The 16,963-nt window shown below is 40.6% G+C and carries 9 protein-coding genes and 1 pseudogene; 5 read left to right on the top strand and 5 right to left on the bottom strand.

The genetic code is table 11. The features are described from left to right. Positions 1–394 precede the first annotated feature (394 nt). Entirely contained in the window at positions 395–4,081 is a 3,687-nt protein-coding gene (gene metH, locus O4M77_RS04100) for a methionine synthase (protein ID WP_323713894.1), read from the top strand. Positions 4,082–4,212: 131 nt separating this feature from the next. Here the strand turns inward: metH and O4M77_RS04095 are convergent, their stop codons facing one another. Beyond that, positions 4,213–5,145, bottom strand: coding sequence for an IS5-like element IS17 family transposase (locus O4M77_RS04095; RefSeq protein ID WP_099475569.1), 933 nt, complete (start codon positions 5,143–5,145; stop codon positions 4,213–4,215). A gap of 41 nt (positions 5,146–5,186) precedes the next feature. Between O4M77_RS04095 and O4M77_RS04090 the strand changes: the two genes are divergently transcribed. Continuing rightward, entirely contained in the window at positions 5,187–7,475 is a 2,289-nt protein-coding gene (locus O4M77_RS04090; RefSeq protein WP_323713893.1) for a hypothetical protein, read from the top strand. A 224-nt stretch (positions 7,476–7,699) separates the two neighbouring features. Further along, positions 7,700–9,430, top strand: a complete 1,731-nt coding sequence (gene dhaK, locus O4M77_RS04085) for a dihydroxyacetone kinase subunit DhaK (RefSeq protein WP_323713892.1) — start codon at positions 7,700–7,702, stop codon at positions 9,428–9,430. Positions 9,431–9,462: 32 nt separating this feature from the next. Here the strand turns inward: dhaK and O4M77_RS04080 are convergent. The 4 genes and pseudogenes from O4M77_RS04080 to O4M77_RS04065 all read right to left on the bottom strand — a co-directional run bounded on the left by O4M77_RS04080 (position 9,463) and on the right by O4M77_RS04065 (position 13,012). Then, positions 9,463–9,848: pseudogene (locus tag O4M77_RS04080) on the bottom strand (endonuclease domain-containing protein). A gap of 121 nt (positions 9,849–9,969) precedes the next feature. After that, positions 9,970–11,244, bottom strand: coding sequence for a glutaminase (locus O4M77_RS04075; protein ID WP_125279214.1), 1,275 nt, complete (start codon positions 11,242–11,244; stop codon positions 9,970–9,972). Positions 11,245–11,510: 266 nt separating this feature from the next. Next, positions 11,511–12,317: an SDR family oxidoreductase gene (locus O4M77_RS04070; protein WP_159122835.1), complete on the bottom strand. Its 807-nt coding sequence runs from the start codon at positions 12,315–12,317 to the stop codon at positions 11,511–11,513. After that, positions 12,317–13,012, bottom strand: a complete 696-nt coding sequence (locus tag O4M77_RS04065) for a hypothetical protein (RefSeq protein ID WP_180002252.1) — start codon at positions 13,010–13,012, stop codon at positions 12,317–12,319. Before O4M77_RS04065 ends, O4M77_RS04070 begins: the two co-directional genes overlap by 1 nt. 175 nt (positions 13,013–13,187) lie before the next feature. Between O4M77_RS04065 and O4M77_RS04060 the strand changes: the two genes are divergently transcribed. Both O4M77_RS04060 and O4M77_RS04055 read left to right on the top strand, forming a co-directional pair. Next, the gene (locus O4M77_RS04060) at positions 13,188–16,082 is read left to right on the top strand and encodes a valine--tRNA ligase (protein ID WP_323713891.1); all 2,895 of its coding nucleotides are present in this window, start codon (positions 13,188–13,190) and stop codon (positions 16,080–16,082) included. Positions 16,083–16,106: 24 nt separating this feature from the next. After that, positions 16,107–16,961, top strand: coding sequence for a hypothetical protein (locus O4M77_RS04055; protein WP_323713890.1), 855 nt, complete (start codon positions 16,107–16,109; stop codon positions 16,959–16,961). Positions 16,962–16,963 lie beyond the last annotated feature (2 nt).

Genomic DNA, 16,963 nt, shown 5'->3' with positions numbered 1-16,963 from the left:
CCACATGCTCTGAATTTTAAAAATATACAAATATAATCAAATATTTATTAAAAATAAAACGTTTGAATCACCCGGCTTTATTCATGTTTTGCAATATATCTGATCGTTCCTACTCGGCTGTCATATTTCCGAGTCTGCCATATTTGGCTAAAGATTAGCTTTGTAATATGACACTCTGATGAAAGCTGCTTACATTTTATTTTCCAGTCGTACCCTTTTATCAGAAACTTTAATTTCCAGATTTCCATCTGTTTTCAGCTTCCTATACCAACTTAAGTTTCTTTATCAAATTTTCATATCAAGCATATCCAGCATTCTGTATAAGCACTACAGAAAACTGCGCACTAATCTGTTAAGATTATTGCCGTTTTTGATGCTTACTGAGAAAGTTTGAATGTCCACACTTGCCACCCTAAAAGAACTTCTTGCCAAGAGAATTTTAATTATCGATGGTGCGATGGGTACCATGATCCAACGCCATAAATTGGAAGAAGCCGATTATCGTGGTGAGCGTTTTGCTGATTGGGCATACGACCTTAAAGGCAATAACGACTTACTTGTGCTGACTCAGCCACAGATTATTCAAGGCATTCATGAAGCATATCTTGAAGCCGGTGCCGATATTATTGAAACCAATACCTTTAACGGCACCCGTGTTTCAATGTCTGACTATCACATGGAAGATCTGGTTCCTGAGATCAACCGTGAAGCGGCGCGTCTTGCCAAAGAAGCCTGTGCAAAATACTCAACGCCTGAAAAACCACGTTTTGTGGCAGGTGTGATTGGGCCGACATCACGTACTACGTCGATTTCTCCAAATGTAAATGACCCTGCCTTCCGTAATATCACTTTTGACGAATTGAAAGTGAATTACATCGAATCAACCAAGGCCTTGATTGAAGGTGGCGTCGATATCATCCTGATCGAAACCGTATTTGATACTTTAAATGCCAAAGCTGCGATCTTTGCAGTGAAGGAAGTGTTTAAAGAACTGGGCACTGAATTGCCAATCATGATTTCAGGTACGATTACTGATGCATCTGGCCGTACATTAACGGGTCAAACTGCGGAAGCGTTCTGGAACTCAATGCGTCATGCAGAACCAATCTCAATTGGTTTCAACTGTGCCCTTGGTGCAGATGCCATGCGTCCACACGTAAAAACCGTATCTGATGTGGCAGATACTTTTGTATCTGCCCACCCTAATGCCGGCTTGCCAAATGCCTTCGGTGGTTATGATGAAACGCCGGAAGAAACTGCAGCCTTCATTAAAGAATTTGCTGAAAGTGGTCTAATCAACATCACCGGTGGTTGTTGTGGTACCACTCCCGATCACATCCGCGCGATTGCTCAAGCAGTTGAGGGTATTGCTCCGCGTCAGGTCCCTGAAATTGAACCAGCATGTCGTTTAAGTGGTTTAGAGCCATTTAACATCACCAAAGATTCATTGTTCGTGAACGTCGGTGAACGTACCAACGTGACCGGTTCGAAAAAATTCCTGCGTCTGATCAAAGAAGAAAACTTCGCTGAAGCACTAGATGTTGCCCGTCAACAGGTTGAAGCCGGTGCACAGATCATCGACATCAACATGGATGAAGGCATGCTCGATTCAGAAGGTGCGATGGTGCACTTCCTGAATCTGGTGGCATCTGAACCTGATATTTCTCGTGTGCCAATCATGATTGACTCATCAAAATGGGAAATCATTGAAGCTGGTCTGAAATGCGTGCAAGGTAAAGCGGTTGTTAACTCGATTTCCCTGAAAGAAGGTTATGACGAGTTTGTAGAACGTGCCCGCCTCTGCCGTCAGTACGGTGCAGCGGTGATTGTGATGGCATTCGATGAGAATGGTCAGGCAGATACAGCTGAACGTAAAAAACAAATCTGTAAGCGTTCTTATGACGTGCTGGTGAATGAAGTTGGCTTCCCGTCTGAAGACATTATCTTTGACCCGAACGTATTCGCTGTTGCAACCGGTATCGAAGAACACAACAATTATGCTGTAGATTTCATCGAAGCCACTGGCTGGATTAAACAGAACCTGCCAAATGCGATGATCTCTGGTGGTATCTCGAATGTATCTTTCTCATTCCGTGGTAATGAGCCGGTACGTGAAGCGATCCATGCAGTATTCCTGTACTACGGTATCCAGCAAGGTCTGACTATGGGTATCGTAAATGCCGGTCAGTTGGCGATTTACGATGACATCGACAAAGACCTGAAAGATGCAGTTGAAGATGTGATCCTGAATCGTAACCAGGGTGAAAGCGGCAATGAAGCCACTGAAAAACTGCTTGAAATTGCTGAAAAATACCGTGGTCAAGGTGGCGCTCAAAAAGCGGAAGAAAACCTTGAATGGCGTAATGAACCCGTTGAAAAGCGTCTTGAATATGCGCTGGTCAAAGGTATCACTACCTACATCGATCAGGATACTGAAGAAGCTCGCCTGAAAGCAGTTCGTCCACTCGATGTAATCGAAGGCCCATTGATGGCGGGTATGAACGTCGTTGGTGACTTGTTCGGTGCTGGTAAAATGTTCCTGCCACAGGTGGTGAAATCTGCACGTGTCATGAAACAAGCTGTGGCATGGCTGAACCCGTACATCGAAGCGGAAAAAACCCAAGGTGAAGCCAAAGGTAAAATTCTGATGGCGACCGTAAAAGGCGACGTACATGACATCGGTAAGAATATCGTAGGCGTGGTACTGGGCTGTAACGGTTATGACGTGGTTGATCTTGGTGTGATGGTGCCATGTGAAAAGATTCTGCAAACTGCGATTGATGAGAAAGTTGACATCATCGGTTTGTCTGGTCTGATCACCCCTTCTCTAGATGAAATGGTCTTCGTTGCTAAAGAAATGCAGCGTAAAGGTTTTAACATTCCATTGATGATTGGTGGCGCAACGACTTCTAAAGCGCATACTGCAGTGAAGATTGCTCCGCAATATCAGAATGATGGCGTGTACTACACGGCTGATGCTTCTCGTGCTGTAGGTGTGGCGACTCAATTGCTTTCTGCCGAAATGAAGCCAAAACTGGCAGCAGACTATGCAGCGGATTATGAAAAAATTCGTATCCGTCTTGCCAACAAGCAGCCGAAAGCAGCGAAACTGTCTTATGCTGAATCGGTTGAAAATGGTTTTAAAATCGACTTCGATAAGAATGCACCATTTAAACCAAACTTCATCGGTTCACAAACTTTCACCAACTATCCTTTAGAAACCTTGGTGGAATACTTTGACTGGACACCGTTCTTTATTTCTTGGAGTCTTGCGGGCAAATTCCCGAAAATCCTTGAAGATGAAGTCGTGGGTGAAGCCGCACGTGACCTGTATGCACAAGCACAGGCGATGTTGAAAGACATCATTGAAAATAAACGTTTCGATGCGCGTGCAACTTTCAGTATCTACCCTGCGAATCGTGTGGCGGCAGATACTGTTGCGGTGACTGATGAAGCTGGCAATATAACGCATACTTTCGAACACTTGCGTCAGCAATCTGACAAAGTAACCGGTAAGGCTAACTACTCATTGGCTGACTTTATTGCGCCTAAAGATGTGGCTCAGGATTATCTGGGTGGCTTTACCGTTTCGATCTTCGGTGCGGAAGAATTGTCTCAGGAATATAAAGCCAAAGGTGATGACTATAATGCGATTATGGTTCAAGCCTTGGGTGACCGTTTTGCGGAAGCCTTTGCAGAGCATCTGCACCAGCGGATCCGTAAGGAGTTCTGGGGCTATCAGGCTGACGAAACTCTGGACAATGATGAATTGATCAAAGAGAAGTATATCGGCATCCGTCCTGCACCGGGCTACCCTGCTTGTCCTGAACATTCTGAAAAAGCACCATTGTTCGACTGGTTAGGTACTACTGAGAAGATGGGGACTTACCTGACTTCTAGCTTTGCGATGTGGCCACCTTCATCAGTCAGCGGTTTCTATTATGCAAACCCTGAAACTGAATACTTTAACGTGGGCAAAATCTCTGGCGATCAGTTGGAAGATTATGCGAAACGTAAAGGTTGGACACTGGATGAAGCGAAACGCTGGTTAGCGCCGAATTTGGATGATTCAGTGGTGTAATACTTTATATAAAATTTAGATGACTCAATTTTAACTCTCTAAAAAAACCTCTTACTAGAGGTTTTTTTTTGTATCAAAAGGCTTTGTTGCACAAAGATTTGAAATGCAAAGCGCCCCTAATTGATCCAAATTTAAGGCGTAACTTGGGTAAGTGGGCGACCTAATTCCGTAAATCTGTTAAGGACTGCTACACGTGCATGGATCTCATTCACCTGACTAGGAAAGCTTCTTGCCATTAATTTATCGCCTAATAATTTGATGCAATGCATCTTGGTTTCCACCAAACTGCGGCGATGATAGCCTGACCATTTTTTCCATAATGTCCTGCCTAAATGTTTAACTGTTCGAAGTAATTCATTTCGCTCTAGCGAGCTACTCTTTGTATCTTTCCATGGTTTCGCATTTTTTCTAGGTGGAATCACCGCATGCGCTTGCCGATCTGCAATGACCTGACGGCATTGCTTGGTGTCATAAGCTCCATCGGTATAAACAGAGTCAATCTGCTCATCTTGTGGAATCTGATTAAGTAAATCACCAAGCACCTGTGAATCACTGACATTATTGGTTGTGAGCTGAATAGCGCGTATTTGTAGGGTTTTGGCATCTATACCAATATGTAGTTTACGCCATTGGCGACGATATTCAGCTCCATGTTTCTTGCGTTTCCATTCGCCCTCACCTAGAAACTTCATGCCTGTAGAGTCTACGAGTAGATGCAGCCCATCGCTACTTTTTTGGTAGCTGATTGCAATATCAATATGCTTTTGTCTTCTACAAAGCGTACTGTAATCTGGTGCGGTCCAATTTAATCCGCAAAGTTTAATCAGACTTTGCACAAAGCCAGTGACCATACGTAAAGACAAACGGAATAGAGATTTAATCATTAAGCAGCATTGGATAGCTGCGTCGGAGTAGGTTTGATTTCGCCCTTGTTTGCCTTTTGATGGAGCATACCATTGCGTAGCAGGATCAAACCAAATGGCAATATTTCCGCGACTCATGAGTGCTCGGTTATATGCGGGCCAATTGGTTGTGCGGTAGATTTTGTGTGTAGGCTTCTTCATTTGAAAATTATATCGCTGAAAAAGCCTTTACAGATAGGTTTGTGCAACAAAGCCGTTCACTTAACTCAGATTGGGTTCAAAAAGAAATCAATTTAGCAAAAAATTTATATGATCAAGGCGCCCTATCACGTATTTTTCCTATAATTATTGATAAAAACATTTCTTATGAAGATGTACGTATACCCCAATGGATGAAAGAAACAAAAAATATACAACATATTGTTGCACCTAAAACAGCTGCTAGAAAAATTAATCAACGTCTTACGGTATTAGCTTGGGAAACTCATCCAAGTTTAAAATCTAAACATAATTTTTTTGTTGGAAGAAATGATAAAATTGCTAATATCGAAATGAGATTAGATGATTTTGCAAAAAAAACTGTTTCTACTCTTTTTGTGACAGGTTTACCATCAATTGGCCGTAAAACCTTTATTAAACACTCTTTAACTAAGGCTAATCTTATTAGAGACTATTATAATTTCTTAACTATATCATTAGAAAGCAATAGTGGTATTGAAGACTTTATATTAAAATTAATTGATCTGGGATTTACAGACCACACTCTCGAAGAAAATTTAATAACAAAATCGATTGATAATAAAATTGAAATTGCTGTAAAAATTTTAAAAAATCTAAAACCTCAAAAAGAAAGGCTTTTAATTGAAGATAATGGGGTATTAGTTCAGGGAAATGGAAATCTAGCTGATTGGTTTTCAAAAATTTTAGATCAACTAAAATCTGATAATTATTTATCTTTAGTTATTGCATGTATACATAAGCCAACTAGAATTTATAATGAAGAGCATTATTTTCAACAAGAACTTTTTGAATTAACAAAACCTGAACGAAATGGTTTCTTAAAAAGATATAGTAACTTTTTAGGTCTTGAACTTGAGCAAGAAGATTTAATATTGTTTTCATCCATATTAACAGGTTATCCTGATCAAGTAAAATTTGCAGTTGATTTAATAAATATTGAAGGACTATTTGAAGCAAAACGGCAAACTCACTTAATTCAACAATATGCTTCAGAAAAAGCAAAAATTATTCTAGAAAGTTTTAAAGATGAAAAAGATCTACTAGATCTATTATATCTATTATCTAAATTTGATTTTATAAGTTATAAACTTCTATTTGAATTAGTAGATATTGAATTATATTACCCAAAATTAACTATACTATTATCAAAATCTATTTGTGAAAAAATAGGAAATAATAGTGATTATATTCGGGTAAATAATGTTATTAAAGAATATATTTTAAGAAACAATTTTGGAACAAATACCAAGTTTGACAAAATATTAAATATTCACGTAGATAAATTCTTACTAGATATAGATTTAAATGATAAAGACTTATCAGATATTAATTTTTCTATACGAACAGCGCTTAAAGAAGGAAAAACTGTACCACATAGGTTACTTATCCCATCATACTTCTTAAAAACAATAATTGAACTCTACAATAAAAAAGGTATTAATAATTTTAAAGAATGTATAAAACTTGCTGATAGAGTTTTAGAGAATACTGAGTTTATTGAAGACAGTATTATTAATAAAATTTATTTTTATAAATGTCAGTCTTTAGCACGTCTTAAAGATTCTAAATTTTTTGAGACTGTAAGATTAGTTCCACAACCTGATAATAGTTTCTTATGTGGTTTTTATCATCGTTTAATGGGTAATCCAGATCAAGCTATAAAAGATTATGAATATGTATTAACTAAGAGACCAAAAGATTTCAGGGTCATAAGTGAATTAGTATTGTTATATATTCAAAAAGATCAACATGATAAAGCAATAGATTTAGCCAAAAATCTTTATGAAACTTATCCAAATAATCCTATAAATGCGATTAATTACCTTAAATGTTTACTTCACGGCAATAAGTCTGAGATAAATATTCCACTTATTCAAGAGGTAATAGATAATTTAGAAAGTATAAATACCGATAAAGCTATTGAAATGAGCTTTTCAGCAAAAGCTCAACTTTTAGCCAAAAAGGGACAATTCCAAGAGGCTTATAGAATATTAGGTAATGCAATTCATAAATTCCCGAATGTTAGTTATCCAAAACTTTCTTTAGCCGATATAGCGGTACAAGATAGAAATGTCCATCAATTACAAATTGCAGTTAACATGCTAGAGAAACACTACGAAAAACACGAATTAAATCAATCTAATAGATCTTATGTGAAATATAAAGCTATATTGCTTGCCTTACAAAATAAGGTAGATTCTGCCAAACTCTTAATAGAGAATGAATTAAGAAGCAATACTAGTAGAAGTTATATTGATGAAATTAAAAACAAAATTGAACAATATGCATAGTACATATTGTGCTAAAAATTTAAGATGCTTCAATATTTGAAGCATCTTAAATTTCATTAATAATTTAAAACAATTACATAAAATAACTTAAGTAAATTCATAATTCCTTAATATAATTATATTTATCTTTTTAACCTTTTTTTATTTTAGGTTTTCTTTATCTAATAATTTCATTAATAATAAGCACTTATTAGTCTCCCAAATCAATGACTATTGGTGTTCCAATGAAAAAACTCATGAACGGTGCTGAAAACATCGTTGTCGAAATGTGCAAAGGCTTTGTCCTGGCACATCCAGAACTGGCATTTAATGAATCTTATAAAATCATTTCTAGAAAAGAAAAACACCAAAATGTCGCCCTGATCAGTGGGGGTGGTAGCGGTCATGAACCTGCCCATGCCGGTTTTGTCGGTCTAGGCATGCTTGATGCTGCCGTATGTGGTGACGTGTTCGCCTCTCCTTCACAAATTCAGGTCTATAAAGCCTTGCAGCAAGTCGCGACTGACAAAGGCGTCCTAATGATTATTAAAAACTATTCTGGCGATATGATGAATTTCCAGAATGGCGCAGCCTTAGCCACTGAAGATGGCATCAAAGTTGATTACGTGAAAGTAGCGGATGACATCGCAGTAAAAGACAGTCTATATACAGTTGGCCGTCGTGGCGTTGCCGGTACAATCTTCGTGCATAAAATTGCCGGTGCTGCCGCATCAAAAGGTTATGAACTTGCACGTGTGAAAGAACTTGCACAAAAAGCTGCGGACAATGTGATTAGCCTTGGTTTTGCCTATACCTCTTGTACCGTTCCAGCCAAAGGCACCCCAACCTTCACTTTAGCTGATGATGAAATGGAATACGGCGTAGGCATCCACGGTGAACCGGGCATTCGTCGTGAAAAGATTCTGCCGTCTAAAGAACTGGCACAACGTATTATCGATGACCTGTTCCTCGATCGTCCTGACACGCAAGAAGTTGCTGTTCTAGTGAATGGATTTGGTTCAACACCAATGCAAGAGCTGTATGTCTTTAATAATGATGTGTGCGAACATTTGGCGCGCAAAGGCATCAAGATTTATCGTACTTTTGTCGGCAACTATATGACCAGTATCGACATGGCAGGTGCATCTGTTTCCTTGTTGGCGGTGGATGATGAATTGAAAACTTATTTGGATGCAGAAGCCAATACTCCTGCATTTAAAATGGATGGTTCAACTGCACTGCCATTTGAGTTTGCAGCCAAAGACGAAGCTGCTGTACGCACAATAAATACAGATGTTGAAACGCATCCTGAACATGCTGTGATTGCCAATGAACAATTCACTATTGAAAACATGCGCTATGTGGTCGATGTGATGAGTGCCTGCATTATTAAAAATGAAGTGCCTTTCTGTGAACTGGATGCTCATGCAGGTGATGGCGACTTCGGTATGAGCGTATCTAAAGGCTTTAAACAGCTAAAACGTCAATGGCATGAACTGGTTCAAGCTGAACAGATGGATGATTTCCTGCTGAACTGCTCTATGATCATCATGGAACATTGTGGCGGTGCATCAGGTCCAATCTGGGGTTCAGCATTCCGTGCAGCCAGTAAAGCCATTAAAAGCAAAACCACTTTAACTGTGGCTGATTTTGCCGAGATGTTACAAGCAGCGGTAAAAGGCATTCAAGTCACAGGCGAACGTTCATTTGGTCGAGGTGCAGTTGTGGGTGATAAAACCTTAATTGATGCTCTGGTGCCATGTGCAGATTCTTGGTCGGTCAATACTGACAAGACTTTTAAAGAGAACTTTATTTTAGGTGCTCAAGCGGCAGTTCAAGGTGCGGAATCAACTAAAGATATCGTGGCACGTATGGGCCGTGCCGGGACTGTGGGTGATCGTAGTCTGGGTTATCCGGATGCTGGCGCGCATGGTTTAGGTGTGATCTTTACTGATATTGCTGAGCATATTAAATAATTAAAAATCCCTCCCTTGCGAAGCGGTGCTTCTCACCCTTTTATAAAGGGGGATTCTCTTAAGGAATCATTCAAACAATACTGATAAATCATTTCCACCATACCATCAATCTTCCCTATCACCTCTCTATTATCAAATCTTAATACTTCAATCCCAAGTGAGCCAAAGCTTCATCTCTTATTCGATCTGCTTCTAAATTCTCCTCAGTAAAATGCTGACTACCATCACACTCGATCACTAGATTTGCTGATGGACAATAAAAATCCACGATGTAATTTAAAATCGGTTTCTGTCGGTAGAACTGCAAACCTAATAATTGTTTTCCACGTAATCTAGACCAGAGCAGCTTTTCAGCTTCAGTCATGTTGTTTCGTAGATTGCGTGAAACTTGTTTTAAATTTTTATGATAGGGTTTCATTTTTATTCTCTTTTTTAGAATCTCCCCTGACCCCTCTTTTCCAAAGAGGGGAACTCCAGGTAAACAAATAAATTACGTGACAGCTCCTCCCTTTATTAAAGGGAGGTTGGGAGGGATTATTTTATTTATATTTCTGCAAATGTGTCTCCAACTCCTCCGTCACCACCACCCTTTTTCTACCCTTCAACTGGTCCTTATCCAGCAAACCTTCTGAATCTACGACTAGTACTTTATGTCCATCCTGTTTTAAACGATCTACACCTTCAAACAGCATTCGGGCACCGACATCATGCATCAAAGTGAGATTAGTCAAATCAAGGATAATGGTACTTTTACCTTCAGGTTCATCCTGCAAAATGCGTAGCAGCATTTCAGACTCGGTAAACTGCAATACGCCACGCAGTTCATAAACCACGACGTTATTCTTTTTCCCCACTGTGTAACGACTTTGCAAAATGGTCTGTGCTGACGGCGTACCTTCCATGAGATGCAGTCCCATATCGTGCGACAGATTTTCAAAGATTCTGACCCCACGTACACTATTACCATGCTCATCGATTTTCGGTGAAAAGACCGCAATCCCCACTTGCCCTGGCAGTACTCCAATAATGCCACCTGCCACACCACTCTTGGCCGGAATACCGACTGTGGTCAGCCAGTCACCTGCAGCATCGTACATACCGCAGGTTAGCATCACACTGAGTAATTGCCGGACTAAGGCCCGATCCAGCATGCGCTTACCCGTCTTGGGATGCACACCACCATTGGCCAATATACTGGTGATCACGGCTAGATCTTTGACGGTGACCTTAATCGCACACTGCTTGATATAGCCATGCACGATTTCTTTAGGATCTTCGTCCAGCACCCCAACAGTACGTAACATGTAGCCAATCGACATATTCCGAAAAGCCGTTTTAATCTCAGAGTTATACACCTGCTCATCAAAGGACAATTCACGTCCAGCCAGTCCACTTAAAAAACGGCGTAACTGTTCAGCACGTGATACTGTTTTCTTGGCAGGAATCAGAGAATGCGTGGTAATCGCACCAGAATTAATCATCGGGTTTTTTGGAATATTGCGTTCTTTTTCCAACGAAATCTGGTTAAAGGCCTCTCCCGAAGGTTCTACACCCACTTTTTCCAGTACCTGTTTTAGCCCTAGTTCCTTGATTGCTAGCGCATAGGCAAAAGGCTTGGAAAGAGACTGCATGGTAAATTCAACGTCATCATCCCCGGCAGAATAGATGGTTCCATCTACTGTCGATAGTGCAAGTCCGAGCTTGTCAGGATCAACCGCAGCAAGTTCAGGAATGTAATCTGCCAGCGCGCCTTTTTTATTATCATGGCAAGCAGAAAGCACATGATTCAAGTAATCCGGTACCGGCGTTTTCATGGCAAATGCTCCCATCTCAATCTTTTATATCATTTTTATTAAAACTGAATACTGAAGACGGTTTTGCTACTTTTATGCAGTTTTATGTTGTGAAAATGGGATATGGACAAAAGAGATAGAGGAAATAAATGAATTCATTGGACAAGATCAGGAAGCTTAAAATAGATAAATTATAAAGATGAGCATACTATTTTCAGATTACAGGTCTATTTCTATCGAGCAATAAACCTGTAACCGATGACAACCAGCTTGATCTTGCAAACAGATTATTTCACCTTAGTTTTGCGAATCATCTTATACAATACTTTTGGCGATAGACGTGACACTAGAACACCCAGTTTTTCTTTAGAGCCCCCCACCACGATATATTCTTCACCACGTTTCAACGCTTCTACAGTCTGACGGGCAAAATCAGCCGGTTCCAGACCATTTTCAATCGCTTCATCCTGCTTGGCCTGAGGTTTGCCTTCCCCATTTAAGGCATTAAAAGACACATTAGTTTTAATAAAGCCCGGAAAAATCACGGATACCTGAATACCCTGATCTGCCATTTCAGCGCGCAGGCTATTCGCCCACATATGAATCGCGCCTTTGGCTGCTGAATAAGACGCCCGATATTGAGTTCCAAGCAGGCCGGCCACACTGGAAATAAAAGCAATCCGGCCAGATTTCTGTTTTAAAAATGTCGGTAAAACTGTTTTGGTGAAAAACACCTGAGAGAAATAATCGACTTCCATAATGGCGCGTTCAGTCTGCATGGTGGTTTCCTGAATCAGGGCACGCTGACTGAGTCCGGCATTATTGATCAGCCAGTCAATGCGGCCTTTCTCACTTAGCACCTGTTCATAAGCCGTGCGTACCTGACTTTCATCAGTAATATCGGCCACGACTGAGATGTGTTGATCAGGATTCACCAGTCCTGAACGGACTTTTTCCAGTTCTTCCAAACGTCGTGCAGTCAATACTATCTGTGCACCTTGGGCAGCACATTCTTCAGCCAGTGCCTTACCAATTCCTGAAGATGCTCCGGTAATCCAGACTACTTTTCCCTGTAAATTTTCTAGTTTTGCCATTAAATCCTGTCACCCTCTTTATATGAATGTGTTCCTGGCGGCATTTCATCTTCCAGAAATGCCAGCAACTGCTCAAAATAATAACTCATGGTATCCGCATCATAGAGGCTACCGAGTTTATCAAAACGTTTATAACCCAGTTGTGTGGTCAGGTGAATCACACCATTCAATGTTTTATCCACCACCACATTAAATTTCAGCATCTTTTTTGGTTCACGCACCAGATGCGTCACACCCTGATCCACCACCTGAATAAAAGCTTTCAATGCCGGTGAGACATACTGGTTATTGCCACTTTTCATCTGCTCCACGCAGCCCAGCAGTTCCGTGATCAGCATGCGTTCTACCGGATAGCGAACAAAGTATCCATCTTCATTTTCATGGGTCATCTTGTACAGATAGTTCACCATAGGAATCAGCCGATCATTACCAAAGAAAGAAACCGACCATGGCATATATTTGCGAGTCGTTTCTAAAATCTGTTGAATGACTTTTTCGGATTCCTGATCTGGGGAGCTAGAGAGCTGCACCACACGACCAAAAATCTGGTCAATAATTTCACAGGCAATATCGGCCAGATTTTCACCGAGCAGTTTGGCCAGGCTTTCCTGCTCACCGGCATTAAATCGGGAATGCAGGTCTTTAAAGCGTTGATGGGTATCGGGGTGAATCTTGAGAGAAATGCTATAGCTCATCTTGTTATCCTTTTTTTAATCGTCTGCGATGAGTCGCGTTTTTATCAATCTATCATACGTTGAGTTCAGGCAACTGCCAATTGGCGAAAGTTTGCTTTTGGTTAAGCTGCCGCATGCCTTGATTTTTTTGCTACAATAGATGCAATTTTTTATCCACTTTTGATCTGTTTAGACTATGACTGATTCAGCGCAAAATATTGCTACGACCTACGATCCGACCGAGATCGAGAAAAAATGGTACCAAACCTGGGAAGAGCGCGGTTACTTCAAGCCGTCTCAAAAAGGTGAATCATTCTGTATCATGATTCCGCCGCCAAACGTCACTGGTAGCTTGCACATGGGTCATGGTTTTAACAATGCCATCATGGATGCCTTGACTCGTTATAACCGTATGTCAGGCAAAAATACCTTATGGCAGCCAGGTACTGACCATGCGGGGATCGCAACTCAGATGGTTGTTGAGCGTCAGTTAGGTGCTCAAGGCGTAAGTCGTCATGATCTGGGCCGTGAAAAGTTCATCGAAAAAGTCTGGGAATGGAAAGAACAGTCTGGCGGTAACATTACCCGTCAAATCCGTCGTTTGGGTTCTTCAGTAGACTGGTCACGTGAACGCTTCACCATGGATGAAGGTTTATCCAACGCGGTTAAAGAAGTATTCGTGAAACTGCATGAAGAAGGCCTGATTTACCGCGGCAAACGTCTGGTGAACTGGGACCCTAAACTGCAAACCGCCCTGTCTGACCTTGAAGTAGAATCTGATAAAGAAGAACAAAGCTCATTGTGGCACTTCAAATATTTCTTTGAAGATAAATCGCTTCGCACTCAAGATGGCAAAGACCATATTGTCGTTGCAACCACTCGTCCAGAAACATTACTCGGTGATACTGCGGTTGCGGTCAACCCTGAAGATGAGCGTTATGCACATCTTGTCGGTAAAAATATCGTTTTGCCTATTACTGGCCGTACCGTTGCCATTGTTGCTGACGAATATGTAGAAAAAGAATTCGGTACAGGCTGTGTGAAAATTACGCCTGCGCACGACTTCAATGACTATGAAGTGGGTAAACGCTGTGGTCTGGCACTAATCAACATCTTCAACAAAAATGCTGAAGTTCTTGCTGAGTTTGAGTACATTGCGAAAGCCGGCGAACAGATTTCTAAAACCATCCCTGCGCCTGCAGACTACATTGGTTTAGAGCGTTTTGAAGCACGTAAAAAACTGGTTGAGCAAGCAGAAGCTGAAGGCTGGTTAGACCAAATCCAACCTTACACACTAAAACCACCTCGCGGTGACCGCTCAGGTGTGATCGTTGAGCCATTACTGACAGACCAATGGTATGTAAAAATTGCGCCACTGGCTGAACCTGCAATTGAAGCGGTTAAAGATGGCCGTATCAAGTTCGTTCCTGAGCAGTACAGCAACATGTACATGTCATGGATGAATAACATTCAAGACTGGTGTATTTCACGTCAATTATGGTGGGGTCACCGTATTCCGGCCTGGTACGATGCTGAAGGCAATGTATTTGTCGGTCGTAACGAAGAAGAAGTTCGTGCGAAACACGGTATTGCACCTGAAGTTGAATTGAAACAGGACGAAGATGTACTGGATACCTGGTTCTCTTCTGGTTTGTGGACATTCTCAACTTTAGGCTGGACTGGCGACGAAGCGAAAGATAAAGAAAACTATTTCTTGAATACTTTCCACCCGACTGATGTTCTTGTCACTGGTTTCGACATCATTTTCTTCTGGGTTGCCCGGATGATCATGATGACCATGCACTTCATGAAAAATGAAGATGGCACACCACAAGTACCATTCAAAACTGTGTATGTACACGGTCTGGTACGTGATGGTGAAGGTCAGAAAATGTCTAAATCTAAGGGTAACGTACTTGATCCATTAGACCTGATTGATGGTGTTGATCTGGAAACCTTGGTACAAAAACGTACTTTCGGTCTGATGAACCCTAAACAGGCAGCGAAGATTGAAAAATCAACCCGTAAAGAATTCCCTGAAGGTATTCAGGCTTACGGTACCGACGCAGTTCGTTTCACATTCTGTGCGCTTGCCAACACTGGTCGTGACATCAAGTTCGACATGAAACGTGTTGAAGGTTACCGTAACTTCGCCAACAAAATCTGGAACGGTACCCGTTTCGTGATGATGAATGTTGAAGGTCAAACGGTTGGTCAAACTGCACGTCCTGATCTTTGGGAATTGCCTGAACAATGGATCGTGAGCCGTCTGCAAAAAGCGGAACAAGCAGTTCAGCAAGCATTTGCGACTTACCGTCTGGACTTGGCTGCACAAGCGATCTACGAGTTCATCTGGAATGAATACTGTGACTGGTATGTCGAGCTGACTAAACCGGTTCTAAACGATGAAAACGTATCTGAAGAGCGTAAAGCTGAAGTTCGTCGTGTGTTATTGGCTGTGATGGAAGCGTCTTTACGTCTTGCTCACCCAATCATGCCTTACCTGACTGAAGAAATCTGGCAAACGCTTGCACCTAAACTGGGAATCTCTGGCGAAACTATCATGCTGGCTCAATACCCTGTTGCAGATGAAGCGAAGATTAACGAACAAGCTGAAGCAGATATGCAATGGCTGCAAGGTTTGATCGGTGCTGTACGTAACATCCGTGGTGAAATGGGCTTAGGTAATGCGCGTCTGTTACCAGTTCTTCTTCAGAACACCACTGAAGCTGAAAAAGCACAGATCACACGTATTGAAGCACTGTTCAAAGCATTGGCGAAAGTTGAAAGCATTACCTTCTTGGCGGATGGCGAGCAACCTCCATTGTCTTCTTCTTCTGTGGTTGGTCACGTGTCTGTATTCGTTCCAATGAAGGGCCTCATTGACCCTAAAGCGGAATTGGGCCGTCTGCAAAAAGACTTAGACAAAGTTCAAAAACAGCATGACCAGATTGCTAACAAACTTTCGAATGAAGGTTTCGTGGCAAAAGCACCTGCTGCTGTAGTTGAAGGTGAACGTGCAAAACTGGCTGAGTTTGCTGACCAGTTAGCGAAAATCAAAGCGAATATGGAGCAAATTGCAGCGCTTTAATGTGTTGTTAGTTTGATCTAATTTGTGTATAAAGGGCTGATTATTCAGCCCTTTATACTTATGAAAAAAAGTTTTTCTTCATTCCTCCAAAAAAGCATTGAATCAGAATCAATATTGCAAAATAGATTTCAAAATAAGGAACTTTCTGAACAAGAGCGTCGTTTAAAGCGTATTTATGAAGTTGCAATTGAAACTAGAAATTTTGAAATAATTCAATTAGTACAACGCAATAATTTTTTTATGATATTTCAAGGAGTACTAGTAGCTTGTATCATCAATTCTAATAATACTGTTCCTTTGATACATACTTTAATATGTTTAGTTGGTATAGGCATTTCCTTTTATCAAATGCAAGCTGCCTCAGGTGCAAAATTTTGGCAAGAATATTGGGAAATAGAAGTCAATAAATCAGAGAAAAAATTAAAATTATTTTATGAAAATCAAGGTAAGGAATTTCATCAACTTTTTGATAAAAAAACAGAAATTGTTCAAAAAGAAGTATATGAAAAATTGCAGAGCAAATATATTAATAAATTCAGCTTATTTTGGTCGAAATACTATTCTACAAACCCATATAAACTATTCCGAACTTATAATCCTTTTACTTTTACCAGAAATCGTATTCTCACAAAACCATCTGTAAGTAAAATTCCTATTCAAGTTGGAAGATTTTTACTATGTATTTGGCTTATAACTTTATTTACAACCACTAAATGGGGTGCCACTAGTTATGAGTACTTAAAAAATACAGGTATCATTAATGGCTTACCAGGAAAATCTATAACCAATATTGATATTAGAAATCAAGCTATTCCAAATAGACAAGACGGCTTCGATGACTCAAATGAAATAAAAGAATTAAATATGCGAGATGAATAATT

The sequence above is a fragment of the Acinetobacter sp. YWS30-1 genome (assembly GCF_033558715.1).
Taxonomy (GTDB): Bacteria; Pseudomonadota; Gammaproteobacteria; order Pseudomonadales; family Moraxellaceae; genus Acinetobacter.
Note: the sequence above shows the minus strand (reverse complement) of the source record. Positions and strands in the feature narration are given on the sequence as shown.